This is a genomic window from Vibrio sp. R15-SG3-ISO1B, assembly GCF_059833835.1.
Genome location: NZ_JCBDGG010000027.1, coordinates 1 through 26,954 on the forward strand (window position 1 = coordinate 1; position 26,954 = coordinate 26,954).

At 50.3% G+C, this 26,954-nt stretch carries 20 protein-coding genes; 6 read left to right on the forward strand and 14 right to left on the reverse strand.

What is annotated here, in order from left to right; all coding sequences use genetic code 11:
- Positions 1-727 precede the first annotated feature (727 nt).
- Both AC6R0S_RS06800 and cqsA read left to right on the forward strand, forming a co-directional pair.
- Positions 728-1,690, forward strand: a complete 963-nt coding sequence (locus AC6R0S_RS06800; RefSeq protein WP_500627262.1) for a TDT family transporter — start codon at positions 728-730, stop codon at positions 1,688-1,690.
- A gap of 233 nt (positions 1,691-1,923) precedes the next feature.
- Complete coding sequence (cqsA, locus tag AC6R0S_RS06805) at positions 1,924-3,105, forward strand: alpha-hydroxyketone-type quorum-sensing autoinducer synthase (RefSeq protein WP_500630780.1); 1,182 nt, start codon at positions 1,924-1,926, stop codon at positions 3,103-3,105.
- A 79-nt stretch (positions 3,106-3,184) separates the two neighbouring features.
- Here cqsA and AC6R0S_RS06810 read toward each other — a convergent pair whose 3' ends face one another.
- From AC6R0S_RS06810 to AC6R0S_RS06825, 4 genes are all read right to left on the reverse strand, one after another.
- Entirely contained in the window at positions 3,185-5,227 is a 2,043-nt protein-coding gene (locus AC6R0S_RS06810; RefSeq protein ID WP_500637503.1) for an ATP-binding response regulator, read from the reverse strand.
- A gap of 151 nt (positions 5,228-5,378) precedes the next feature.
- The gene (locus AC6R0S_RS06815; RefSeq protein ID WP_500637504.1) at positions 5,379-8,429 is read right to left on the reverse strand and encodes an AAA family ATPase; all 3,051 of its coding nucleotides are present in this window, start codon (positions 8,427-8,429) and stop codon (positions 5,379-5,381) included.
- A gap of 9 nt (positions 8,430-8,438) precedes the next feature.
- Complete coding sequence (locus AC6R0S_RS06820; RefSeq protein WP_500637505.1) at positions 8,439-9,614, reverse strand: exonuclease SbcCD subunit D; 1,176 nt, start codon at positions 9,612-9,614, stop codon at positions 8,439-8,441.
- A 138-nt stretch (positions 9,615-9,752) separates the two neighbouring features.
- Positions 9,753-10,838, reverse strand: coding sequence for a ketoacyl-ACP synthase III (locus AC6R0S_RS06825; protein WP_500629489.1), 1,086 nt, complete (start codon positions 10,836-10,838; stop codon positions 9,753-9,755).
- Positions 10,839-10,933: 95 nt separating this feature from the next.
- Between AC6R0S_RS06825 and trxC the strand changes: the two genes are divergently transcribed.
- Together trxC and AC6R0S_RS06835 are read left to right on the forward strand one after the other, a co-directional pair.
- Positions 10,934-11,368 (forward strand): thioredoxin TrxC, encoded by a 435-nt coding sequence (gene trxC, locus AC6R0S_RS06830; RefSeq protein ID WP_500637506.1) that lies wholly within the window; start codon positions 10,934-10,936, stop codon positions 11,366-11,368.
- Between the two features lie 167 nt (positions 11,369-11,535).
- The gene (locus AC6R0S_RS06835) at positions 11,536-12,696 is read left to right on the forward strand and encodes an MFS transporter (RefSeq protein ID WP_500637507.1); all 1,161 of its coding nucleotides are present in this window, start codon (positions 11,536-11,538) and stop codon (positions 12,694-12,696) included.
- Between the two features lie 119 nt (positions 12,697-12,815).
- Here AC6R0S_RS06835 and nirD read toward each other — a convergent pair whose 3' ends face one another.
- The 9 genes from nirD to AC6R0S_RS06880 all read right to left on the reverse strand — a co-directional run bounded on the left by nirD (position 12,816) and on the right by AC6R0S_RS06880 (position 24,576).
- Positions 12,816-13,157: a nitrite reductase small subunit NirD gene (gene nirD / locus AC6R0S_RS06840; protein WP_487902256.1), complete on the reverse strand. Its 342-nt coding sequence runs from the start codon at positions 13,155-13,157 to the stop codon at positions 12,816-12,818.
- The gene (gene nirB, locus AC6R0S_RS06845) at positions 13,157-15,640 is read right to left on the reverse strand and encodes a nitrite reductase large subunit NirB (RefSeq protein WP_500630775.1); all 2,484 of its coding nucleotides are present in this window, start codon (positions 15,638-15,640) and stop codon (positions 13,157-13,159) included. Before nirB ends, nirD begins: the two co-directional genes overlap by 1 nt.
- Before the next feature lie 10 nt (positions 15,641-15,650).
- Positions 15,651-16,526, reverse strand: a complete 876-nt coding sequence (locus AC6R0S_RS06850; RefSeq protein ID WP_500630774.1) for an ABC transporter ATP-binding protein — start codon at positions 16,524-16,526, stop codon at positions 15,651-15,653.
- A 12-nt stretch (positions 16,527-16,538) separates the two neighbouring features.
- Complete coding sequence (locus AC6R0S_RS06855) at positions 16,539-17,507, reverse strand: ABC transporter permease (protein WP_334552004.1); 969 nt, start codon at positions 17,505-17,507, stop codon at positions 16,539-16,541.
- A 120-nt stretch (positions 17,508-17,627) separates the two neighbouring features.
- Entirely contained in the window at positions 17,628-19,019 is a 1,392-nt protein-coding gene (locus tag AC6R0S_RS06860) for a CmpA/NrtA family ABC transporter substrate-binding protein (RefSeq protein ID WP_500630773.1), read from the reverse strand.
- A 301-nt stretch (positions 19,020-19,320) separates the two neighbouring features.
- Positions 19,321-19,905, reverse strand: a complete 585-nt coding sequence (locus AC6R0S_RS06865) for an ANTAR domain-containing response regulator (protein ID WP_500627273.1) — start codon at positions 19,903-19,905, stop codon at positions 19,321-19,323.
- Positions 19,906-20,030: 125 nt separating this feature from the next.
- The gene (locus tag AC6R0S_RS06870) at positions 20,031-20,984 is read right to left on the reverse strand and encodes a glycosyl transferase family protein (protein WP_500630772.1); all 954 of its coding nucleotides are present in this window, start codon (positions 20,982-20,984) and stop codon (positions 20,031-20,033) included.
- Positions 20,981-21,874: a uroporphyrinogen-III C-methyltransferase gene (gene cobA / locus AC6R0S_RS06875; protein WP_500630771.1), complete on the reverse strand. Its 894-nt coding sequence runs from the start codon at positions 21,872-21,874 to the stop codon at positions 20,981-20,983. Before cobA ends, AC6R0S_RS06870 begins: the two co-directional genes overlap by 4 nt.
- 5 nt (positions 21,875-21,879) lie before the next feature.
- Complete coding sequence (locus tag AC6R0S_RS06880; protein ID WP_500637508.1) at positions 21,880-24,576, reverse strand: nitrate reductase; 2,697 nt, start codon at positions 24,574-24,576, stop codon at positions 21,880-21,882.
- A 353-nt stretch (positions 24,577-24,929) separates the two neighbouring features.
- Between AC6R0S_RS06880 and AC6R0S_RS06885 the strand changes: the two genes are divergently transcribed.
- Positions 24,930-25,400: a NanQ anomerase/TabA/YiaL family protein gene (locus AC6R0S_RS06885; protein ID WP_334552009.1), complete on the forward strand. Its 471-nt coding sequence runs from the start codon at positions 24,930-24,932 to the stop codon at positions 25,398-25,400.
- An 80-nt stretch (positions 25,401-25,480) separates the two neighbouring features.
- Here the strand turns inward: AC6R0S_RS06885 and AC6R0S_RS06890 are convergent, their stop codons facing one another.
- Positions 25,481-26,059 carry a TetR/AcrR family transcriptional regulator gene (locus AC6R0S_RS06890; protein WP_500630769.1) on the reverse strand — a complete coding sequence of 193 codons (579 nt, stop codon included), beginning with the start codon at positions 26,057-26,059 and terminating at the stop codon, positions 25,481-25,483.
- A 129-nt stretch (positions 26,060-26,188) separates the two neighbouring features.
- Between AC6R0S_RS06890 and AC6R0S_RS06895 the strand changes: the two genes are divergently transcribed.
- Positions 26,189-26,954 (forward strand): alkene reductase (locus AC6R0S_RS06895; RefSeq protein ID WP_500637509.1); only part of this gene is annotated, 766 nt, incomplete at its 3' end.

Genomic DNA, 26,954 nt, shown 5'->3' on the forward strand with positions numbered 1-26,954 from the left:
TGTTCACATCAAACACGAAAAGGGCCACATCATCACCTACCCCAACAACCTGATTTTGCAAAAAGGCGTCCTTAAACTGCCGCCAAAACCCAAAGTAACTAAAAAGCCCCGTTTGTATACGCGGATTAAAAAATGATTCGCAAGAGAGAACATTTAGTGAAAAAAGATAGTGACCAGTTTTTTGGGGAGGGTTACACAAGCACAGTGGTCACAAATTGGCGCACTTGCGTTACCATATCGCCATTGACGAGAACATTCGTTTAGCGGGTTCCTAAACGACAAAAGGCGCACTTGGTTGTGCGCCCTATCCCTCGTTACTCAATCGTGAGTCTGCGAATCTTGAAGTCTATGTCTGCTTCGAGATCTAAAAACGAGGCTACTGAATTGACTTGTTGAATCCATCCAAATTGTAGGTAAGGCGGTATTTTCCTCCATGCGGGTCGGGTCATTTGCCTTACACTTTAACTATGGTCGATTTCGGCCAGTTCGCAAGTTTTCTGCGGCACTATTTTCTCGTGTATCGATTAAAAGTTGAACTTTTCTCACAAAATTGCAATTCAACTTTGCACGATTATCGATTGGGCTAACGCTAACCACAGGTATAATGACCACTTGTGCGGCGAAATCACGCTAACGTTCGTCAACACTTGCTTGGCAACCGTTTGGCTTGATACCATTCGCCCTCAATCAATCCGCAATACTCACGCACAATAGAAACGGAAATCCGGTGAACTGGAAACGCCTAACACAATTTCACAACGTCCCCCCTTCTCAGTCTTCTTTGGCACTTGGCATGATAGGCCTTGGGCAAGCATGGGCACTCTATATGCCCGACGTTGGTGACATACTTAGGCCCTATTTTGCGTTTGCCGGCGCACTGCTGCTGACTCCCGTTCTGATCAAGTATTCGAACTACCATACCTTCATGAATGACATTCGCCACCCTCTTAGTGGCAGTCTAATGGCACCGATGAGTATGGCGTTGCTCATCTTGTGTGACTATCTGGCGATCATCTCTCCTATTATCGCCTACCCGCTTTGGTTCGCAGCGTTAATGCTGCACTTAACCATGATGGTGCTGTTCTTTGGCTTTCAACTTCGCAACTTTAAGATGTCCAACATTGTGCCGAGTTGGTTTCTCTATCCTGTTGGCGTGATCAGTAGCTCGCTCGCAGGTTCCCAATTTGGTTTAACGCTATTTTCTGAAACCATTGTTGCCATCTGTATCACCATCTACTTTTTTATGCTGCCGCTCGTACTCTATCGCCTAGTGTTCGAGGGGATGTTACCGCGCCGAGCCAGGCCCACCTTGGCAATTATGGCTGCGCCTATCAACCTCACCTTAGCCACCTATTTGGTCAATTTCAGCGAGCCAGACCCGATCCTCACCGGCGCGCTAGCGGGGATTGCTATCACCATGACCCTGCTTATCTACCTGTGCTACATCCGTTTGCTCAGGCTCAAGTTCCAACCGTCCATTGCTGCGGTGACTTTTCCTTCGGTTATCAGCGCTATCGCTATGCACCGCTTGACGTCATTCTTTGAACAAGCTCACCCACACTGGCACTGGCTGCATAACTTTGGTCTGTTTGAGCTCACCATTGCGACCGTATTGGTGATTTGGGTTTGCATTGGCTACATCAAGATGTATTGGCCAGAACTGGATCGCAATCACACCTCACAATCTTGAATTTACCCTCAAGCGTCACCTAAATATAGAGACTGAGATACGCTAACGTTTAATGATTTTGCATGAGTTAGACCCCAAAAGGGTAATAAATATTAATTAATAGTCATTACACACTTTTTTTGTTTGCTAATACGCTCAAAAAATAAACTATTTTACTAGACGGAATAATCTATTAGGTTCATACATATCCTTGTCAGCTGGCCATTCACTTGTTTTGAGAAAAGGATATGATTATGTTTACACTTGATAAGTGTTCGCCACTTCCGACGTTCGTTAATGAACGTATTTCGCACTATGTTGATGACCTAATTAAAACAAAAGATAATGGTCGTAATTTAGTGTTGGGTAAGAAGCCTAAACAAGGAGATATTCTTCTCCAATCCAACGATTATTTATCACTCGCCAATCACCCTAAGATTATTGACGCGCAAGTTAATTCCCTCAGACAGGGGCAAGAGAGTGCGTTTATGTCGAACGTCTTTCTTCATAGTGATGCCCTCGACAAAACGGTGCAGCAGAGAATGGCGGATTATACCGGTTTTGAACACTGCACCATCGCCCCTTCTGGCTGGATCGCGAATATCGGTCTATTACAGACCCTATGTGATTCAGATACCAAGGTCTATATCGACTTTTTCGCCCATATGTCGCTTTGGGAGGGCGCGAGAATCGCCGGTGCTGATATCCATCCTTTCATGCACAACAATGTGAGACACCTTAAGCGCTTAATCAAACGACACGGTCCAGGCATCGTCCTGATAGACTCCATTTACAGCACCCTTGGCACTATTGCCCCACTTACAGAACTGGTTGAGGCCGCGAAAAGTCTGGGTTGCGCCATTGTTGTCGATGAATCCCATTCATTGGGTACACATGGCCCGAAAGGCGCAGGGTTGGTGGCTTCACTCGGTTTAACGCAGCAGGTTGACTTTCTCACTGCCAGCCTTGCCAAAACCTTTGCCTACCGCGCTGGAGCCGTTTGGTGTAACAACGACACAGGCGAAGTGATGCCCTATGTCTCGTTCCCATCGATATTTAGTTCGGCGATGATGGCGTGTGAACTCGACAGAATAGATGCAACCCTCGCGGTGATCAAGGCAAGTGATCCAGCGCGTAAACAGTTGCATCAAAATGCGGCCTGGATGCGCCGAGCGCTGGCAGATATCGGATTTGATATTCGTAGCGAATCACAGATCATCGGCTTAGAAACCGGAGATAAGACCAATACCCGCAAAGTTCGTGATTATTTTGAGCAACGTGGCGTGTTCGGATCGGTATTCTGTACGCCAGCAACGCCCGACAATAAAAATATTTTTCGCCTGTCGCTGCACAGTGCATTAACAGCAGAGGAGTTGCACAAAATTGCGTTAGTGGCTGAATCGGCATTTCACGATCAAAAATTACGTTTAATCTAAACAGTATTTATTCAAATTAAACGAGGAAAGGTGTCATTTCGAATAAAAATAGGGCGATAAATTCGCCCTATTTTTATTCTTATAGGTACTCAGATATTTTATCAAATAAGTGTTCTTTATCGGCCGGTTTAATGAGGTAGTCATTCATACCCACCTCTTTTATGCGCGCCATGGTTTCTTTACGATTATCACCGGTATGGCCGACGATCGGCACATTGGCGTAAGACTCCTGAGAGTGACGAATCTTCTGCGTGGTATCAAAGCCATCTAACTTGGGCATTTCAATATCCATGATGACCAAATCAACCGGCTCCTGGTCGAGTTTCTCCAACACATCATTACCGTCTTGCGCTTCAATGACTTGATAACCTTGTTTGCTCAACAAAATCGCGGTGAGCGAGCGTAGCGAACTGTTGTCATCAGCAATCATAATGCGCTTCACTGCCGTAGGTCGCTTGCGAGGAATAAGGTTGCGATTCCCTTCTCTTGAATCAAAAATCACTTCATCGATGAGCGCGATGCCCTCTGAGATCACCCGCTGCTTTTCCAGAGGATAGAAAGTGAGGTAACGATTAAACGCGTCATGATAGACGCGATTAGGTTCAAACAGATACACCAGTTTGGCTTCGGTAAAGTGCAACTTGGATTCCAAGTGCTTAAACTGCGCTTCATTTAAACCATCCAGATCGACGAAAATCAGATCATACTCAAATTCAAATTCTTCACGTGCGCTGGCTTCACTGTACGACCACCGGATCATTTTGAAACCGGAATAGAAGGCGTCCTCGTTCAGTTTGCGCATGATTTTAGCGTCTTCGCCAATGTAGACAATCGCTTTGTCTTTCATCAAATCGTGTTTGATATGACTGACTTGCTCAGAGACGTAGTTCGGGAAAAACAGCGTGAATTCCGTCCATTCGCCATACTCGGATTGGCAACTGATGCTGCCACCAAATGAGTGCATTACCCGTTTACAAAACGGCAAGCCTAGCCCATGACTGGAGCTCTTCCCTGAGGTGTAAAAGTCTTTAAAAATATGCTGAAGCTTCTTCGGCTCTATCCCGACCCCGGTGTCTCTCACGGTAATGGTGTTGACATCGTGATGAACCGCGAGCGTCACGGTGATCGAAAAATCTTCGCTATTTTGATAATAAAAGGCGTTTTTCAATAGGTTATACAAGGCATACTTGAGCAATACGTCACTACCAAAGTAGTCAAAATCGTGCTCAATATGGAGCGAGACGAGATTTTTGGAGTGCACGCCGGGGTAAGAGAAACTCTCCAATGTGTCCTCTACCACTTCTGCGGCGCTATGGCGCACGAACGTAGAGCGAGAGACACGATTTTGATCAATGGAAGTGAGCAACAGATCGATCGCTTCATTACCGTTATTGATGATGACGTCTGCGTTGTTCAGGATCTCTTTGATAACTTGAACATTCTGTTTTGACATCTTGACCTCTTCATCTTGATGACTGACATCCGGTAAAGAGGAGTTCACCACATCCACTGAGGCTTTCAGCGCACTGAGCGGATTACGCATCTCATGAGCAATCCCGGCACCAAACGACTTCGCAATCGCCACTTTTGCTTCATGTTCGACCTGATTACGAAAATAGAACAGGTTGCCGAAGACATAAGTGAACAAAAAGATGGGAGTGTATGGCCAAACCACATCCGGTGCGGGGTTGTAGTTAACCATGTTCAAGTCGCCGGCGAACAAATAGGCAAAGCCGACAGCGACAAACGCTTGCGCCAACATGACCCTTGTTTCGTGCACTAGTAAGACATGCAAAAAGATCGAGGCCATAAACGACATCGCCCACACCGTTGACCAGTGGTTCTTAAACAGCATGTAGGAGAAGAAAAACGGTAAACAGACCGCCACACAGCCTAAATAGTAATAGGGCATATAGCGCTGCAATGTGGCCGGAAGAAACTCGCGCAAAGCGAGTACGAGCAGCATCACGGAGCAGACACTTCTCAGCAACAGGTCTTCATAAGGCTGAGGATAAATGTATTGCCAAATCAGATAGTAGAGAGGAAAACCAATCGCCCCCATCCACCCAACAAGGGAGAGATTGGGCTCTGCATACTGGTAGACCTTTTTAACCGCATCCATATCGTGTCGTCACATCCAATGTCGTGTTGTCTTCACTCTTCAACTATCGTGCTACTTACTCAATTGGTCACTATGAAACCATCAACGAGTACAATGATCATACAAAACATCCTACTACAGTGAAAGAAGAAACCAATTGCACAACTTAAGTTTAGCTCAACATTGGGCCAACAACGCGAATCGTGCTCCCCGTTTTTGCACTGACCACGTCTATTCTGTGAGACATTTGCTCTTTTAACTCACTGACGTGTGAAATCACCCCCACTGTGCGACCCGTTTGTTGCAAGTCGATTAACGTTTGCACCGCCAAATCCAACGATTCAGGATCAAGGCTGCCAAAGCCTTCATCAATAAATAAGGTGTCGAGTCGAACCCCACCGCTGTAGGACTGCACCACATCGGATAATCCAAGCGCCAACGAGAGCGCAGCCATAAAAGACTCCCCGCCGGATAAGGTCGCGACATCGCGCGCTTTGCCTGTGTAGCCATCTTCAACCATCAAATCCAAGCCCCTACCGGCGGCGCCGCGAAAGCCGTGCGTTTTACGCGTGAGTATGTAACGCCCTTTACTCATCAGTGCCAGACGTTGTGACGCTTGAATCAGGACATCATCAAGTAAGACGCCGAGCACAAAGCGATGCAAACTGACGCGGCTGCCGGTTTTACCGCTGGCGACATCGTACAAGGTGCCAAACACCTGATACTCTTTTTCCAATTCGGCGTTTTTCTCTTTTAGACGCTCGAGCTTGCGCTGTACGTTTTGCAACGTCTCAACTGTCGCTCGTTCGCCATCGAGTTGCTCTCTCACCTGCGCATGATGTTGCTGATGGTAATTGAGTTCGTTTTGCAGCGCTTCAAGATCCGGCGTCGACTGCCCTTCCAATGCGGTGGTGATGTCTTGAATGGTTTGCTCAAGACGAATCGTGGCTTGGTTATAGTCGTCAAATTCACTTTGCCACTGCGCCATTTGCTCGGCTGTGGCTTTCGCGCTGACAAAAGCGTCAAGCGTTGCCAGCTCACTTTGCTCTAAGGCCCGCTGCCACTGTGCGTTCGCTTGCTCGGATCGCACTTTGGCCTCTTGCAACAGCGATTGGTGGGTGCCAACTTCAGAGGCGCACTGAGATTGCTTGAGCGTGCTAGCTTGATAGTGCTGGTTTGCCCGTTGCTGCTCTTTCTCTATCGCTTCGATTTGGCTTGATAGCGCCGAGCGCGCGGCCTCAATTTCTTCAATGTCTTGTGTTGCGCCGCCAAGTTGTTGCGTCATCTCTTCGATGCTCGCCGCGATGGAGCTGACGGTATTGTGATTGGCCGCTATCTGCTGTTTGATCTCATTGATTTTTTGCTCGCCGGTTTCACAGCGCTGCGTCAGTTCATTCACCTGCGCTTCAAGCGCCGTTACATCCAATGACATCAGCACCATTAAGCGAGCCTCAACCTCACTTAGACTCACTTGTGTTGCCGACAGCCCCTGAACGGCGACCTCACCTAACTCGTCTTTAAACGCTTCCACCGCTTGCTGGCTTTGGCTTAACGCCTGCTTAAGATGTGAAACGTGCGCCTGAGCTTTCACCCTCTGTGCGTGCGCCTGCGTCTCTTCACTGCGCGCCTGAGTCACCTGCTCTTTACTGACCGACTCGCCATCAATTTGCGCAATATTCGGGTGCGCCTCGCTGCCACAAACCGGACAAGGCTCTCCCTCTAGGAGTGTTTGCGCCAAAATGGCCGCTTGCGCTTGGTGCCAGCGCAGTTCGACGCGGTTCGCCGCCTGCTGTTGTTCTTCAAACACTTGAGTGACGTTGACCAATGCCGCCTCTGCCGACTTAAGCTCTTCGGCCTGATTGACCGCGTCTTGCTCCATTTGGGTCAGTTTGCGCAGATCGCTTACCGCGCGCGTCAATTCCGACTTTTGTTGCAGAAGCTTAGATTGCTCTAGTCGCTGCTCAATGGCTTGCTTGTGATCGTTTTTCGCACGCGTTAAATCACGCTGGAGTTTCTCTTTATGAGAGAGGTACTGAGCGAGCTTCTCGTCAAGTACCGCACTGTGCTGCTGCGCCTCTTTCTGGCGTGAGATGAGCGCTTGTCTTTCCAACCATTTTTGTTTGATGGCCTCGAGCTTGTAACGCTCATCATTGAGTGCCGGTAGCTGTGCCGCTGCTTTTTCTGCCTCTTCATGCGCGATTTTCGCTGCTGCTAAGTCGTTATCTAGCGCCTGTTTGCTCTGCTGCAGTTCGGTCAACTTGGTTTCAAAACGAGTGACGTCTTGTGCGCTCTGCCATTGATTTTGATAAGGCAGTTCAATACTCGCCGCCTGCTTTGCACGCTGCAAACGAACTTGAGTCTCCGCTATCTGAGACTTTGCCGCTTGATGCTGCGTGAAAGATTGCTTGGCCTGAGACAACTTGGCGAAATCATCGCGTATTTTCTGCCCTTGCTGAAGCGCTAAGGTCGATGCACTAAGCGCTGCTTGCGCTGCGGCTTCTTCCCGTTTTCGCTGTTCAAGAGCGACACACGCGGACTCGTAGCGGGTATTAAGCTCTTCGATGCTAGAGACATTGCCCACCTCAAGCGCGCCGCGAATTTGGTTGTCAAACTCATCTTTGCTTTTGCTGATCGAGGCGGCTTTGTCTTTGAGCGCGTACTCAATTTTTTTGTAGATATCGGTTTGGAACAGTTGGCCGAAAATCTCTTCGCGCTCTTTCGAACTAGCGAGTAGCAATTCACGAAACTTACCCTGTGGCAGTACCATGACTTGACGAAATTGGGTCTCATTGAGACCAATCAATTCGGTGACCAACGTTTTGACCTGCGCCGTTTTGCTGGTCAAAAGCACCTCTTCGTCACCCAACTGATAGAGCGCAGCGCTGTGTTTACGTGTCGTTGTGCCTTCCCCGCGCGCTTTTGGCGCTTCTTGCTCTGGGGAACGCGTTACGCGAAAGCGTTTGTCGTGCAAGCTGAATTCGAACGTCACCTCTGTCGGCACATCCAACTTAGTGTTATCACTGCGCATCTGGGCGCCGAGTCGCTCATTACTGGTGGTTTCGCCATAAAGCGCAAAACAGATCGCATCTAGCAGGGTCGTTTTTCCTGAACCCGTAGGGCCATTGATCAAAAACAGCGGATTGCTGCCCAGTTGACGAAAATCAATCGATTCGGTGCCCGAAAACGGCCCAAAGGCCTGCATAACTAAGGTGATGGGTTTCATGAGCGTCCCTTACTGCTGGCTCAGTTGTTTGATAATGGCCGAAACCGCGCTCTCTTGCGCTTGAGTCAGCTCATTGCCTTGCGCTTCTTTGAAAAAGTCGCGGAACATATCGACTTCGCTGCGCGATAGCGTCGCTTGCGCCATCGACTGCTCTACCCCCACTAACATGCCGGGCTTCTCCAAATGCAACACATTTGGGTAGACAGTACGCAGCTTCTCCATCGGATTGAGAATGGCGTGTTGGTCGGTTAATCGCACCAACAAATAGTCGTGGGCGCGAGGATCGGTTTTACCCGCCGTGAGGATCGCTTCCAGCTCCCCTTCAATGATTCGCATTTCATGTGGCGCTTGCAGCGGGATGTGCGTGGTCGCAACCAAACCGTTGTGATCAAGCTCCACTAAAGTCATGCCTTTTTTATGGTGCTGCTCTGAAAAGCTGTATTTCATCAATGAGCCACTATAGCGAATATGAGCTTCGCCTTTGTATTGCGGCTGGTGAAGATGGCCGAGGGCGACATAGTCAAAATGGACGAAATGCTCATGACTGACACATTCGGAGCCACCAATCGAGAGTGGACGCTCCGACTCTGAGCTGATCGCACCATCAACAAAGCAGTGGCTGATCAACACATGACGTTGTGACGAATTAAGATGAGGCGTGATCAAACCAACCAACGCAGCATGAGCGTCATCGTGAGTAGCAATCGGCTTTTGCGCCTCAGGCGTTGCTTCATCTTGCTGTTGAAAGGTGTGATTAAAGTAGTGGCGCACTGTCTCCGGATCGTTAAACGGCATGCCATAAAATGCCACCTCTCCAGCTTGGTCACTGCTCAACACAACAGGCTCGAGCATCTGCTGAAAATCACTGATAATGTGTAGCCCAGCGCCTTTCATGTGCGCAGAGCCAAACCCGAGGCGCTGCGCGCCATCGTGATTACCCGGAATCAAAATGACGGGCGTGTTTAACTCCTGGCAAACACGATTTAGCGTTTCATTGAGCAGTTCAATCGCCGCGGTCGGCGGCACCGAGCGATCATAAATGTCACCAGCGATCACCAATGCATCGACGGGATGCTGCGCCATGTACTCCACCATCTGGTCGAGCACCACACGCTGATCGTCAATCAGCGACACATTGTGAAACTGTCGTCCTAAATGCCAATCCGAGGTGTGAAGAAATTTCATCTTACGTCGTTGTCCTTATGTGATACTGCCAACCAGCCATCGGCCATCATGAAAAAAGTCGCGACAATTCGCGACTTCTCATTGTATTGCCCTAAGCGTATTTGTTGAGGCTGCGTTGCCTTGTAAATTTAGGCCTGTTTACTCTGCGTGTGTTTTACAAAACGCGATCGCTTGTTCCAATAACTCAAGTGCAGACGCTTCTACTGGAGGAAGTGTGGCATCGCTTTGGCCTAGTGGAGTAACTCGCTCACCCCATTTTATGTGGCCTGCGCCCCAAGTTAAACCTGCGCCAAAGGCGGCGAGCAGTAGGTTGTCACCAGGCTTAATAAAGCCTTGTTCAAGCGCTTCACACAAGGCAATCGGCACAGTGGCCGCAGAGGTGTTGCCATAGTTCTGGATGTTAACAAACGCTTTGTCTTGAGCAATCCCGGAAAGATCACACAAGGTTTGAATGATGCGGATGTTAGCTTGGTGCGGGATCACCACATCAACATCGTCAGTCGACAGTTCGCTGCGCGCCAGCACCGATTGAGCGGCTGCGCCCATGCCTTTCACCGCACGCTTAAAGATCTCTTTGCCGACAAAATCAAACGCCCAGTAGCCGTTGTCCGCAGCGAAACGATCCATTGAGGTACCGAACTTGGGCACCGCCAAAATATCACGCCCAGCCGAATCACAGCCAAGCTGCGCCTGTTGCAAGCCCACTTTTTCCGTTGTGCAGCTCAACACCGCTGCGCCTGCGCCATCACCAAATAACACCGCCGTATCACGCTGGGTCCAATCGATAAAGAAAGAGAGACGCTCTGCGCCGATCACGATTGCATGGCGGTAATTGCCTGATTGAATAAGACGAGTCGCCGTTTCTAATCCGTAAACAAAGCCAGTACACGCTGCGTTCAAGTCAAACGCTGCGGCGGCTTGAACGCCGAGGTTTTGGGCGACTTTAGACGCGGTGTTGGGAATCAGTGAGTCGGGTGAGCAGGTCGCAACAATAATCAGATCCACCTCATCAACACTGACATTGGCACACGCGAGTGCGTGTTTGGCGGCAACGGTTGCAAGATCTGACGTATTCACATGGCTGATGCGGCGCTGCTCGATACCAGTGCGCGTCTTAATCCATTCATCGGAAGTATCTAGAAAAGTGCTGAGGTCATCGTTGGAGAGCGTGGCTGGCGGTAGGCATTTACCCCAACCGGTAATTTCTGCGTAATAGCTGGTCATTATGTGCCTTTTTACATTCTTATTTGAGTCACTTGGCGTTTTCAGAGTATAACTAGTGTGTCATTGAGTTGAAATAATTAATAAAGAGAAAAGTCATGTCTACCTTCAATACACGATGCCCATCATGTTCTGGTGTCAACCGCGTGCCGCTCGAGCGCGTATCGGAAAACCCTAAATGTGGTAAATGCCAATCGGCGTTACTCGATGGCCAACCGATAGAAGGCACGTCGCTGAACTTTAATGCCCTGTTGCAAAGCAGCCAACCTGTGGTGGTCGATTTTTGGGCGCCTTGGTGCAACCCTTGTGTGGGCTTTGCACCTGTCTTTGAAGACGAAGCCGCCGCCAGACAGGGCGAAGTACGATTTGTCAAAATCAACACCGAAGTTGAGCAAGCGTTGGCCGCTCAGTTTCAGATCCGCAGTATTCCAACTGTGATGGTATTCAAAAACGGCCAGCGCGTGGATGTGATTAACGGTGCGCTTCCTCGCTCGCAATTTAGCCAATGGCTAACTCAAGCCATCAATAAATAACCTTGAGTTCCCACTAACGACTCGACAAAAATCTCTTGTCGAGTCGATTAATTCTTTTCGTTTTACCCACACCACTATTCAGTCCATATTCGCGCGAAAACTCACTGGTTAATTTCTCAATCCTTGGTCCCTTATGGCCAAGGATTGCCCGTTTTGAGGCGACGACGTTGGACAACACTCTTATTCCTACCCGCACTATCCGTGTCACGGTTCCTGTGATTGCATTGGCGCTGTACGCCGTTGCATCGGGCTATTTGATGAGTTTGATTCCGCTGATGCTGCCTCACTACGATCTGGATACCTCACTCGCCAGTTGGCTTGCGAGCGTATTTTACGCAGGTTTATTGATTGGCGCGATGGGTGTAGAGCCTTTGGTGCGCCGATCAGGGCACAAAGCCGCGTTTGTCTGGTGTTTAGCACTATTTCTACTCACGATTGTGGCCTTGCCATTAATGCCGTATGCAAGTAGCTGGTTGATCGCTCGCTTTGTCGCGGGCGCGGCAGTTGCAGGCGTCTTTGTTGTGGTCGAATCTTGGTTGCTGCACGGTGACGAACAGTCACGCGCTAAACGCCTTGGCCTTTACATGGGCGCGTTGTATGGCGGCGCGGCGCTAGGCCAATTAGGTATTGGCGTCATTGGCGTATCGGGTGGTGTGCCTTTTATTACTATCACTACCCTTTTATTGCTCGCCATCATCGTGCTGATGTTTGGTGACTCTGATCAACCCGAGCACGGAGAGAGTACCTCACTCTCTTTTAAGCAGATGAGCAAATTAAGCCATGCCGCAATCATTGGCTGTGTTGTGTCTGGTCTCACCCTCGGCGCAGTGTACGGCCTGATGCCTGTCGAGTTGAGTCAACGTGGCATTGCCCATGATGACATTGGCGGCTTAATGGCTCTGATCGTTTTGGGCGGTATGGCGATTCAGCCATTAGTGCCAGCATTGGCGAAAGTGTTCGGTCGCACACCATTAATGGCACTCTTGTGCTTGGTGGGCGTGGCTGCGATTGCCTTTACCTCTATGGTGCCGGGTCTGCGAGCACTGGGTGCAGGGCTATTTGTACTTGGTATGGCGACCTTCGCACTCTACCCCATTGCGATCAACTTAGGCTGTGATGGCTTGAACGCCCAATACATCGTCTGCGCAACACAAGTGATGCTGTTCAGTTACAGTGTCGGTTCTGTAGTGGGACCTGTGGTAGCAGATGGGTTTCTTTCTGGCCCTCAAGGATTGATGGGCTATTTGTTCGCGGCGCTGCTTGCTACTAGCATCTATATGTTGCTTGCCTCGATACGGGGTAAACGCAAAGCAGCGATCGGTGAATAAATTAGTACCGCGTTAATTAAAACATCGCACAAAAAAATACCAACCTGATCAACAGGTTGGTATTTGCCCCCTGGAAGGATAGGGCTAGGGTGAAACACGAGTCACTCGCGAAAACCTTGTTACGCCTTCGCGTGCCATTCAAGAAACACTTCATCGTTTTCCAGCAACACGGGCCAATGAGCTAAACGCACGTCGCTGTTTTCTAAGCACTCGCCTGAGCGCAGGCAAAAATGCTGTTTGTACAAAGGGGAAGCGACACATAATTTGCCCTTAACATCTCCGACAATGCCGCGGCTAAGCACAAAAGCTTTGCCGATAGGATCCCAGTTCTGCACCGCAAACACACCTTGATTAGGGATGAGAAACAGCGCAACTTGTTGGCCATCCACCAAGGCGACTCGCCCTTCGTAGGCGCACAGTGCGCTTAAGTCGCACACCTTGATTTTCTCGAGTACGTCCATCAATTCTCCTCCTTGACTGGAATACGTTGGCCACGAATGCGTTGGTAAGGCAATGCTTGACTCGGTTCTCCTGAATTAATGAATGGACGGAACTTAGTGAGCTTGGCAGGGTTATCCAACGTGCTCTTCCATTCACACTGGTAGGTATCCACCACGTGCTGCATTTGCGTCTCCAATGACTCGCAAAGGCCGAGAGAGTCCTCTATCACCACTTGTTTTAGGTACGCTAACCCACCTTCCAGGTTATCCATCCACACTGAGGTGCGTTGCAATTTGTCTGCGGTGCGAACGTAGAACATCAACACGCGGTCAATCAGAGTGATCAATTCATGTTTGCTGAGATCGGAGGCAAACAGATCCGCGTGACGCGGGCGCATGCCACCATTCCCACACACGTAGAGGTTCCAGCCGTTTTCCGTGGCGATGACGCCGATGTCTTTACTTTGCGCTTCAGCGCACTCTCGGGTACAGCCTGACACCGCAAACTTCAGTTTGTGTGGCGAACGTAGCCCTTTGTAGCGGTTTTCAAGTTCGATGGCGAGGCCAACCGAATCATCGACACCGTAGCGGCACCAGGTTGAGCCCACGCAAGATTTCACTGTTCGGACCGATTTTCCGTAAGCATGGCCGGTTTCAAAGCCCGCGTCGATCAGCGTGCGCCAGATATCCGGTAACTGCTCAACTTGTGCGCCAAACAGATCGACTCGCTGCCCACCCGTAATTTTGGTGTAGAGATCGTATTTCTTGGCCACTTCTCCTAAGACAATCAGCTTATCTGGTGTGATCTCGCCGCCGGCAACACGAGGTACGACCGAATAAGAGCCATCTTTTTGCAGATTCGCCATAAAGGCATCATTGGAATCTTGTAAACGGCTGTGTTGAGGCTCCATGATGTGTTCATTCCACAGCGAGGCGAAGATCGAACTGGCGGTCGGTTTACACAGATCGCACCCCAACCCTTGGCCGTGGCGAGCGATTAAGGTGTCAAAATCCTTGATTGCTTCGACTTGGCAAATATGGAACAACTCTTGGCGTGACAGCGCAAAGTGTTCACAGACATGGTTGTTGACTTCAACGCCCATCGCTACCAATTCAGCATCGAGCACCGATTTGACCATGTTGCTACAACCACCACAGCCGGTGCCCGCTTTCGTCTGCGCTTTAAGAGAGTCCAAATCTTGCGCGCCCGCTTGAATCGCCGCCACCAAATCGCCCTTGGTGACATTGTGACAGGAACAAATCACCGCGGTGTCGTTCATTTCACCATCGAGCATACTGGTATCAAACAGAAGATTTGCAGCGTGATCGGGCAGCATAGTTTGGTTTAAGTAACATTGCAGTAAGGCGTCGTAGTCACTGTTGTCGCCAACCAAGATAGCGCCAAGCAGTTGGGTGCCCGTCGCATCGACCACCAGCTTTTTGTAGACGCCTGTGACCGCGTCTTGCAAAACCATCTCTTGCGCGCCCGGGGTCGCTTTGTGCGCATCACCGATTGATGCGACATCCACACCAAGCAGTTTCAGTTTGGTGCTCATGTCTGCACCGGTGAACCCTTGGGTGTCACGATGGGTCAGAACGTCAGCGACGACACGCGCCATCGTATAGCCAGGCGCAACCAGGCCAAAAATGCGTTCTTGCCAAAGGGCGCATTCGCCAATGGCAAAAATGGAGTCGTCACTGGTCACGCAGCGATCATCAATCACAATCCCGCCGCGCTCACCAATGGTCAGCCCGGCTCCGCGCGCTAAGGCATCTTGTGGACGTATCCCCGCGGAAAAGACGATCACGTCTACTTCAAGCGGGTCCTCATCTTTGAAGACCATGCGATGCTTTGCGCTCTCACCATCACAAATGCGCTCCGTTGCGGTCGAGGTATGCACTGATAGGCCAAGCTGTTCTATTTTCTCTTTCAGTACAGTGCCTGCACCGTCATCGAGCTGCACTGGCATGAGCCTTGGGGCGAATTCGACTACGTGAGTTTCCACCCCGAGCAAACGCAGAGCGTTCGCGGCTTCAAGCCCGAGCAGACCACCGCCGATCACCGCGCCGGTTTTCGCCCCTTGGCAGGCGGTTTTGATTTCAGAGAGATCATCAAGGGTGCGATAGACAAAAATTTGCTCACGATCATGCCCCTCAATCGGTGGCACAAATGGGTAAGAACCGGTGGCGAGCACTAATTGGTCATACCCCATCACGGTTTCTCCATCGAGCTCTATGCGTTTGAGCTCTGGCATCAGGGCAGTCACCTTGGCACCGAGCACCAACTCGATGCCATGTTTTTGATACCACTCTTCGCTGCTCAGCATCAAATCTTGATGGGATTTGCCCGAAAACAGTGCCGAGAGCTGAACTCGGTCATAAGCGATAAAGCGCTCTTCGCCAATCACGGTAATGCGTTTTTCGAGATGCGCGCCGCGCTCGACCAATTGAGCCACCAGATGGTGGCCGACCATGCCATTGCCAACAATTACTATCCGTTCCATGTTCACTTCCTTAGGCGGTCTTTGCCGCTGATTTCGCATCGTCTTGGGTGGACGAGCTCGCGCTTGCTCTTAACGCTGTCTTGGTTTTTGATGCCGTAGGCTCAGGTTTGGCCTGCTTTTCATAGAGGAATCTCAACACTGACTGGCGATATTTTTGATACTGCGGGTTATCCGCCAACGCCACTCGGTCACGGGGTCTTGGCAAATCAATCTGAAGCACTTCGCCGATCGTGGCCGCCGGTCCGTTAGTCATCATGACGATTTTGTCTGAGAGCAACACCGCTTCGTCCACATCGTGCGTGATCATGATGACGGTGTTGTTCAAGTCAGCTTGGATTTCCATCAAGGAGTCTTGCAAGTGCGCGCGGGTTAACGCATCGAGCGCGCCGAACGGCTCATCCATCAACAGCACTTTCGGTTGCAACGCCAGCGCCCTCGCAATACCGACACGCTGCTTCATGCCGCCGGAAATTTCATCTGGCTTTTTGTCTGCAGCGTGAGACATGTGGATCAATTCCAAATAGTGCTCGGTTTGCTGTTTGATCCATGCTTTGCTCTGCCCTGCGGCCACCTGTTTGACCGCAATTTCCACGTTTTCGTGCACGGTTAGCCAAGGCAGCAACGAGTGATTTTGGAATACCACTGCGCGCTCGGGGCCAGGGCCACTGACTTCTCGCCCATCGACAATCACGCCGCCATCGGTGGGCATATGCAAACCCGCAACCAAATTGAGCACGGTCGATTTACCACAGCCCGAGTGACCAATCAGGGAGATAAACTCGCCACGTTGGATTTGTAAATTAACATTCTTGAGCGCGATAAATTCGCCGTTGGGCGTCGGAAATCGCATGCCAAGTTGAGTAAGATCGAGTAACGGTTTAGACATGATGAACTCCTATTAACGCAATGCTTGCTGTTTGTTCCATGAGAGCCACTTCTGTAGCTGCAACATGCCGCGATCGAGCAACAAACCAATAAAACCGATGGCAATAACGGCGACCATAATGCGCCCAAGTGAGGCGGAACTGCCATTTTGAAACTCATCCCAAACGAACTTGCCAAGACCGGGGTTTTGCGCCAGCATTTCAGCGGCAATCAGGACCATCCACGCAATACCGAGCGACAAACGAAGCCCTGTAAAGATCATCGGGATCGCCGACGGCAGGACAATAATACGAATGTGTTGCCACCAAGAAAGCTGCAGCACTTTACTGACGTTAATCAGGTCTTTGTCCACACTTGTCACGCCAACCGCCGTGTTGATCAAGGTGGGCCACAAGCTACATAGCGCAACGGTAAGCAGTGAGTTGACAAAAGATTTAGCAAAAAGCGGGTCATCACTGACGTAGGTTGCACTCACCACCATGGTCACAATAGGCAACCAAGCAAGGGGCGAAACGGGCTTAAGCAGTTGAATAATTGGGTTAAAGGCTTGATACAAACCGTGGTTTAGCCCAAGGACAATACCCAGAGGTACAGCAATCACCGTAGCGAGAATAAAGCCACTTGCCACCGTCACTAAACTGGTGACAATCTGATCAAAAAATGTCGGTTTGCCTGTGTAGGGGCGAATTTTGACCTCGGCGTTGGGATCTTTGGCGAGCTTCTTCGCATTGCGCTTTTCTTGGCGTTCAATGAAGGCTTGTTCTTTTTGGCGCTCATTCCAATGATCGTCCACTAAATTGCTAAATTGCTCGAACGTTTGCACCGGGCCAGGCAAGGTGCCTAATGACGTTTCGACCTGACGTGCACTTAAATGCCACATCATCAAAAACATCAATATGCCGATAAGCGGTAGCAGAACGATTTTGCTTTTGTTCGCTACCACCGATTTACTCGGTATGAGGGAAATGACATTACTCGACATAAGCACTCCTATTACATCCTTGTTACGTCTTGTTGACTGTGTGATTGAGCGCAGCGCTCAATCGGGCTTTCCTAATGTGGGGGGGAGCCACCTCCCCCCGATTTGACCCAATCTTGGGCGTTAGACTTTGTCGCTGCCTTTTAGACCAATATTGAATTTTTCTAGGTAGGCATTAGGCTGACGACCGTCGTAAACGATGTCATCGATGAAATGCGTCTGCGGCGCACGGAAACCATCTTCTTGACCAAAATCAGGGAAGTCACCTTGCGTCAGAACACCATCTTCGACGAGGGCTTGTGCCGCTTGTTGGTAGATATCAGGGCGGTAGACTTTCTTCGCTACGTCCATGTACCAGTCATCTGACTTACCTTCGGCGATTTGTCCCCAGCGGCGCATCTGGGTTAAATACCAGATCGCATCACTGTAGTAGGGGTAAGTCGCGTTGTAGCGGAAGAAAACGTTGAAATCAGGCACTTCACGTTTGTCACCCTTTTCATACTCGAATGTGCCAGTCATGGAGTTGGCGATCACTTCGTAGTCAGCACCGACGTATTCACTTTTCGCCAGCAACTTAACCGCTTCCTCACGGTTGGCGTTGTTGTTCTCATCAAGCCAATGGGCCGCGCGAATCAGCGCTTTCACCACACGAATGTGCGTATTCGGGTACTTCTCTGCCCACTCTTTTGAGACGCCAAATACTTTTTCTGGGTTGTTTTTCCAGATTTCGTAATCGGTGACCACAGGCACGCCGATCCCTTTAAACACCGCTTGTTGGTTCCACGGTTCGCCGACGCAATAACCTTTGATCGTGCCGGCTTCCATTGTGGCGGGCATTTGCGGTGGCGGAGTCACGCTCAACAACACATCCGCGCTTTGCTGGCCACTGTTATCTCCTGCTTCTGGCGCGTAATAGCCAGGGTGAATGCCCCCTGCGGCAAGCCAATAGCGCAGTTCATAGTTGTGAGTGGACACAGGGAATACCATGCCCATATTGAATGGCTTGCCTTGGTCAAGGTAACCCTCAACCACAGGCTTGAGCGCATCCGCCTTGATCGGGTGAACAGGGAGGCCATCCTCTTGCTTAGGCACGTACTGTTTCATCTCTGCCCATGTATCGTTGGAGACAGTAATCGCGTTGCCATTGAGATCCATACTGAATGCGGTGATCACTTCCGCCTGTGTACCTATACCAATGGTGGCACCGAGCGGCTGACCTGATAGCATGTGCGCGCCATCTAACTCACCATCTATCACTCGGTCGAGAAGCACTTTCCAGTTGGCCTGCGCCTCAAGCGTGACGTATAAGCCTTCGTCTTCAAAAAAGCCTTTTTCATACGCAATCGCGAGCGGTGCCATATCGGTCAGTTTGATGAAACCGAACTTGAGATCTTCCAGTTCAGGCTCACCGACCTCGGCAGCACTCATTGGCACGTAGGCAGACAGTGATAGCGTGACAGCTAACGCCGTGCTTTTAAGCAATCCAGCGGTGTTCAGGGTTGATTTCCATTTCATACTCTTTCTCCAATAAAAAAGCGCTACTGCTCGTGATGAGCAGTAGCGCCGATGCTGACTTAACGATTTACCGCCGTTGATAAACCTTAAGTACAATTGAACAAATTGTGTGGTTGCGCAAAGTCGTAATGAATCACGCTTCTAACCTTAGTTATTCCTATTCCAAGTAGCATGCCAACTTATTTAATACTTAAAATTCAATGGCTTAACCCAATATCACTGACTATTCCTATTGGTTCTGCTTTGCCTTAGTGCACTTCGCACCGAGTTGGAATTTTTCTTGTAACCCCAAAGTGGTAGCCTAACCTTTTAACGTCTCTAAGGTGATCAGTACGTTTTTCGCGACTTGAACCATAGATTGACTCGATTGCATCGCCGATTGGCGCATCGCTTTATAGGCGGCAGACTCGTCCACACCGTGGTGCTTCATCAATAACCCTTTGGCTTTTTCTATCCATTTCCGCTCTTCCAATTTGCTGGCAAGTTCGGCCATTTCCTGTTCCATATCTAACATCGACTGGCGAACGGAAGCGGCGTGCAGTGCCCAAGGCGCCAGCGAACAACCACTATCGCTTGGGAGTAGCACATAATCCATTTTTTTAGGTAAGCGATTGATATCCATAGAACTCAATGACTGAACAATCACCAGTAGTGGCAATTTTTTCTCGCGGCAACGTTCGATCAGCAAGGTGAGCTCAGCGCACGGTTGTCGCCATCCGACCACCACAAATGAGTTGGGGTGCTGCGTGATGAGCGCGTCAAATTGCGCCAGTTGGCAGCCTAAAATTGCATCAAAATCTTGGGCGAGTATTGCACTGATTCGGCTTTGCTCTTTGAGTGAATCGCAACAGACGATGATCGGAATTTTCGACATGGCTTGGTACATAGACATTCCTTGTTTTATTGCTCCAGCTAAGCTTTTCAAAACAAGGAATGTGCCAAGGTTGTCAGACAGAAAGAAATGAGACCCTATCTATTTGAATAGATTCGATTTTTTTAGATGCTTCAGGTTCAAGCAGTGGCGCAGTAGTCCTCCCAAAGCTGATAGGCCGACGCAAACGCTTGACTGTAATCGTTGTGCCGCGGGAACAACACAGTCGCCATGGTCGCGATAATGGTGTTCGCCATCATGTTCCAATCACTTTGCGGCGTCTCTAAAGGGCACGCCTTCGGTAGTGGCACATCGGTGAGCAGCTGCTCTGCCTGGTAGTGGGAGGTCACGCCGTTTTCTGAGCTCATCCAGACCGTTTGGCTTACCTTGGGGTTATATTCTGATTCTCCCGATTGGCCTTTGAAAGAGACCACCGCATGTTTGGTCAAGCCAATTTCATGCTCTACCTCTGCATGCAACTGCTGAAAACCTGGGTGGAAACTGCCACGAATACCAATCGCTGCGCCACTTGGGTTCAGGGCGCGAACCACCGTGTTGATCGGCGTTCTGAGCCCATAGCGATTTTTCCAACCGATCATCTCTTGCGCTTTGGGCGCAAAATGGCGCAGTGGCAAGTAAGCGATACCATGCTGCTCGAGCATTGTTTTGGCGTGTTCTGGCGTTTGCGCTATCTCGATACCAAGCACGGTCAAATAATCCTCAACATGCTCTCGCCCCGCGGCAAGGTCATGATAGCCATGCAGCAGCACCTTGTGCCCAGCGTTGGCAAGAATTTTGGCCGCTAGTCCATGCCACGGCTTACCACTGGCTGGGCGTTTACCGGCGTAACAAGGCCAATCGATGTCGGCACCAAGCTGTGGCATGCGTGACTGAAACGCTTTGACGAAACCGGCAATCTCTTGCTTGGTCTCATTTTGCACGCGAATCAGCATCAGCAGCATGGCCATTTGATCGTCCGCGCCCTGCCCATCGAGATATTCATCCATTACCTGATAGGCTTGCTCAAAACTCAGAGGTTTGCGCCCCCTCTCCCCACGCCCAACCGTGCGAATACATTCCTTTATTGTGCTCATACAGCCTCATAAGCCACAGACGCTATGGTCTTCGTTAATTGTTCTCGTAGTTTGACCACTTCACCTAAGATAATCAACGTTGGACTCACGCCTTTTAACGCTTGAGCCATCTCGCACAGCGCCCCGAGTGTTGAGATATGGACTTGCTGCTGACGACTGCAACCGTGCGTCACGATCGCAAGCGGGAAATCTGCCGCCAACCCATTGGCCATCAGCCCTTGTTGTATGTCGGCGGATTTCTCAAGCCCCATATAAAACACTAATGTCTGCCCCTGTCCGACCAAATGTGCCCAGGTCGGCAGTGCGCCCGACACCACTTGCCCCGTCACGAAGGTTACACTGCGCGCGACCTCTCGGTGCGTGAGGGGAATAAAACTGCTCGCTGCGCAACCAATGGCGGCGGTGATGCCTGGGATCACCTCATACTCAATGCCTTGCTCGGCAAGTCGCAACCCTTCTTCACCGCCACGGCCGAAGATAAAAGGGTCTCCCCCTTTCAAGCGCACAACCTCTAATCCCTGCATCGCCAAATCCACTAAGATTTGACTGATCTCTTCCTGTTTTAGACTCGGTTTTCCGCAGCGTTTTCCCACGTAGATGAGTGTCGCGCTCGGTTTAGCCAAATCTAAGATATCGACGTTCACTAATCGGTCGTAGACGATCGCGTCTGCATTCTGAATAGCCTTCATCGCTTTGACGGTCAGCAATTCCGGATCATTGGGCCCTGCGCCCGTCAAAAAGACGCGACCCGTGCCGGGTTTTGGGGTCGCCAATTTCAGCGATGCGCCACGCTGGGCATCGTGGTCGATAAATCCAGCGCTGGATAGGCTTTTGCCAGCCCCTTCTCGAAGTCGGTATGTGTCATTGTGTTGATGCTGTAACTTATCCATAGCACTTACCTCATTGTCGCGTTCGGCGACGTATCTACTACTGTGATGCTTTGTGTCGTTGTGCCAGGCGAAACCCGCGTTTGCTCGAACTCTTCCACCAAACGTGCGACTTGTGGTAAACAAGAGCCGCAGTTGGTGCCGCACTTCAATCTGGTTTGCAACTGCGCTACGCTCGAACACTCCCCTTCGCTGAGCGATTGCAAAATCTGCTCATCGGTCACTCTAAAGCAACTGCAAATAAGCTCGCTCTGCCCTTCTTGCGCTGCAAGAGAAATAAGACGGCTGAAATTGAGCGCCTTGCCAACCAACTCCACTAATTTTGTGTAATCGGAGTGAATAGGTTGCTCTGATGTGACCAATAAAGAGCGGACAATGCGCTCATCTCCAACCTCATCAAAATCCACCGCTAACCATCCAGAAGAGGTATCAAGGACAACTCGGCGGGTTTTGATATGGTTGAGGCGGCTAGGTCTGTCACCCACACACAACGTCTGCTTATCTGCGGGCTTATCATGGGCAAAGCGCCAAATTCCGACACGATTCTCCACTTGAAAGGAGTGATATAGGCAATCGTCAGGGTCAAATTGGCTGCCAATGTAGAGGCCATAGGTCTTAACCGATACTGGCAGAAGTTCGACCTCGCTTGACTTAAACGCGGGCTGACCAGAGTGTGGGTCGGCATCTCGACTCACGACGGCGTTCACTTGTGACTTTCCGCCATACGCCGCCGCCCAGTGCATCGACATAAAGAGCTGTTTGTAACTCAAGGTCTCATCCAAGCCCACTTTCGCCACAATAGTGGTGTGCGGCCCTTGCGCCGATGCAAGTTTGACAGGTGAGATACGTATAAGTTGGCCGGCCTCAATACCCAAATGGCTTGCCGATAGCGCGTTCATGTACACCGTCGGCTCCGTTTCTGAGGCGGCAAGATGAACCACATGCCCTGTGCGCGTCATGGTGTGCCATTGATCGCGCTGACGGCCGGTATTGAGCCACCAGCCTCGTTGCAATGCGCCCTCTTTCGCGGCAATGAAACGCGCTTTACCGTCGGCGAAACTAAAACGCAGCTCGGCGTAAGGTCTCTCCCCGCCCCATTGTTTAGGTTGCCATTGACGATACTCCTCATCCGTTAGCTCAGCATATTGGCTGATATCCAGTAAACGTGGAGACGTTGCATTGATGCCCGTCATGGCTGCATACTCACGAAACACGTCCGCTTCGCTTTGAAAATCAAATCCGTTGCTCACACCGAGTTTTTCACACAAAAGCGCGCCAACAACGCTAATCGCACGCCAATCGGGTAAAGCCTGCCCCGGTGGTGGCGTGAACTGTCTTTGGCGCGACATGGTGCGCTCTGAGTTGGTCACCATGCCCTGCTTTTCTCCCCAACCTGCGGCGGGTAACAGCAGATCTGCGTATTGAGCGATGTCTGAATCGACGGTGATGTCTGACACGATAACCAAAGGACAGGCTTCAAGTGCGCGGCGCACATAGTGGTTATCTGGCATCGAGACCACCGGATTGGTTGCCATGATCCAAATCACTTTGATCTCGTTGCGCTCAACCGCTTCAAACATCTCGATCGCTTTTAAACCAGGCTTTCTGGCGATATTAGGCGCTTGCCAAAAGTCTTCGACCAGTGCGATGGAGTCATCATCGAAGCCGCGATGCACAGCCAACTGATTGGCGAGCCCGCCGACTTCGCGTCCGCCCATCGCATTCGGTTGCCCGGTGATAGAAAACGGCCCTGCGCCCTGACAACCGATCGCCCCTTTAGCTAAATGCGCGTTGATGATGGCATTGCCTTTGTCTGCACCACTTTGCGATTGGTTAACGCCTTGGCAAAACAGCGTGATCGCCTTGCGCTCTTGCGCAAACCAGCCATAGAAGGTCGCAATTTTCGCCGACTCGACGTTGATACGTTCCGCAATCGCATCCAACTGATATTGGCTAGCGTTCACTTCAGTCAACAATGCCTCAAAGCCTTCTGTGTGGTTGGTAATAAAGTCATGGTCCAACGCGTCATGTTGATGTAGATAGCGAATCAGTCCGTGAAACAGCGCCACATCGCCGTCATTGGCAATAGGAATATGCAAGTCTGCTTGGCTCGCGGTGACGGTTTCGCGTGGATCAATCACGACCAATTTCATCTCTGGATTCTTATCGCGTGCTTGTTGGATTCGACGAAACAGCACAGGGTGTGTCCACGCCGTATTCGCTCCACAAATGACAATCAGATTGGCATGATTAAGGTCATCATAATTGACCGGCACTACATCTTCTCCAAACGCGCGATTGTGTGCCACCACCGCCGAAGACATGCACAAACGTGAATTAGTATCGATGTTGGCACTGCCAACAAAGCCTTTCATCAGCTTATTGGCAACGTAATAATCTTCTGTCAACAGTTGCCCTGAAACGTACATGGCGACCGAATCCGCGCCTTGCGTGTGGATCGCCTCCGCCATCGCACCGGCAATGCGCTCTGCCGCTTCATCCCAGCTCACTTCCTTGCCCTGAAATTTGGGGTAGAGCAGGCGCGACGGCATTTTCATGCTCTCTGCAAGCGCGGCGCCTTTAACGCACAGTGCGCCTTGGTTGGCTGGGTGGGCTTTGTCTCCAACAATACCGAGTGGGCCAATTTCGACTCCGCAGCCGACGCCGCAGTACGGACAGGCCGATTTGATACATTCCTTTGCCATGATTCCTTCCTCTAAAAACAACAAAGCCTCTTCCTGTTGGGAAGAGGCTCCTTTGCCGTTGACGTTGTTATTGTATTGTGTGACTGAGCACGAATTTACTTAGGTCACTTAGGGTAAAGCAATGAAGATGCCAAATAGAAAAATTAATAAAATCAGACGATTAAATATTTTCAACACCCTAAATTGCACCAATTATGTGCGGAGCAGGATCCTCACAGTGCGCGTCTCTACTTCGCTCACTGAACGGTTGACGAACGCGCACTCAATCACACTCTCATAAATAGTGATTGTTGTTTTTGAAAAGCTATTTTATATTTCAGGTGTTATTGTCATACAAATATTAAGGATTCACTATGTTTACTGCTAGCACTGCAGAGCTCTCCTTTGCCCGCTTCTTACAGCCTAAACTCATCGAGCTGATTGAACGCGTAATGGAACAAACTGCTCAACCTATCGAAAATGGCCGTCATGATCTGGAAGGTGACAGCGCCTTTTTCTTGGTGATGGATGACAACACTCAACCACTTGAACAGCGTAAGTCAGAGTGCCACCAACGCTACCTTGACGTGCAATTGCTGCTCGAAGGTGAAGAGACGTTTGGCTACAGCCTACTGCCGTATACTGGGTTGGATGAAGATTACCTAGCGGATAAAGATTTGGCGTTCAGTGAACAGCTACAACAAGAGCAATTTGTCACCATTAAAGCCGGTGAATTTGTGGTGTTCTACCCGGGCCAACCTCACCGTCCATTGGTTGCTGTCAACAACCAGCCAGCGCCGGTGCGTAAAGTCGTGATCAAGATTGAAAAGAGTCTGTTTGAGTAAACTGACTGACGTCTTCGACATTTAACCATTGCGCGGCCGAGACGCCGCGCGTATTAATGTTGTGCGGGTTTGTTTAGCAACTAGCCCTTGATGTAGCGCAATAGCTCGTCGTTCAGTGCGCGAAGTACACCAGAATCGGGCTGAGTGTGAGACAAGGTACGCATGCCATAAATCCCCATCACTAAAAACTGTGCCACCAGCTCAGGCGAGCGATGATTGGCAATTTCCCCAAGCTCCATCATAACGGCTATCTTATCCACCAGCCATTGCTGCCAACGGCGCAACATGTCGCTGATCAAAGCCTCAACTTGTTCATCTTGATGAGCCAGCTCGCTCAGCGCTTTTTGCAGCAAGCAATCTTTAATCTGCTCTTGCTCGCACTCTTCGAGCACCGACTCCATGTAGGCTTCAATCCCTTCAAACACCGTTGGGTAAGACGCAAACAGCGCTTCCATCGCTTGGTGTCTATCGAGTTGATACTGCTCCAATGCGGCGATCAGTAGACCACGCTTGTTGTCAAACGCACAATAAATCGACCCGGGATGTAGCCCGGTTGCCAACTTAAGATCTTGCATACTGGTTTTGCCATAGCCTTTCTCGACAAACTTCGCCATTGCTTGCCTTAATACCACTTGACGGTCAAATTCTGCGCTGCGCATAACATCACTCTTAAGGTTGGAATACCCACATAGTAACTGATGTTGAATGTGCATTCAAAAAATACTTGAATGAGCATTCAAAATATTCTAACTTGAATAGGCATTCAAATACTCTCGAAGGACACGTCGATGAATACCCTATTTCAACCGTTCAAGCTCAATGAGACGCTAACGCTCAACAACCGCATTGTGATGGCTCCCCTAACTCGCTGCATGTCTGACGAGGATCTGGTGCCAACGGATGCAATGGTGGAATACTATGGCCGCCGCGCCGACACAGGCTTAATCATTACCGAAGCGACCTTGATCAGTGCTGACGGTCAAGGCTACCCTAACACCCCTGGGCTCTTTACTGATAAGCAGATTGAGGGCTGGAAAAAAGTCACTCAGCGTGTGCATCAAAATGGCGGAAAGATCTTCGCTCAGCTATGGCACACCGGCCGCGTTGCGCACCCGTCGTTTTTTGGTGGCGATAAAGTGATTGCCCCTTCTGCGATTGGTGTCGAAGGCACCGTGCCACGCATGCGCCACCTCACCTATCTAACGCCAACCCCAGCCAGCAAAGAAGAGATTCAGCGCTTAGTCGCCGATTTTGCCAAGGCCTCTCAAAACGCCATCGAAGCAGGCTTTGATGGTGTCGAGATCCACGGTGCAAACGGCTATCTCATCGACCAATTCCTTCACTACAGCAGCAACCAACGTGATGATGAGTATGGCCAAACAGCGGAAAATATGTCTCGTTTTGCGCTAGAAGTGATGGACGCTGTCGTGGAAGCGATCGGCGCGGATCGCGTTGGTCTGCGTCTCTCCCCTGGCGCTTACTTTAACGTCGAGGCCGACCCACGTGATCGTGACGTATTCGATTACTTGCTAAAGCAACTCGAAGTACGTGATT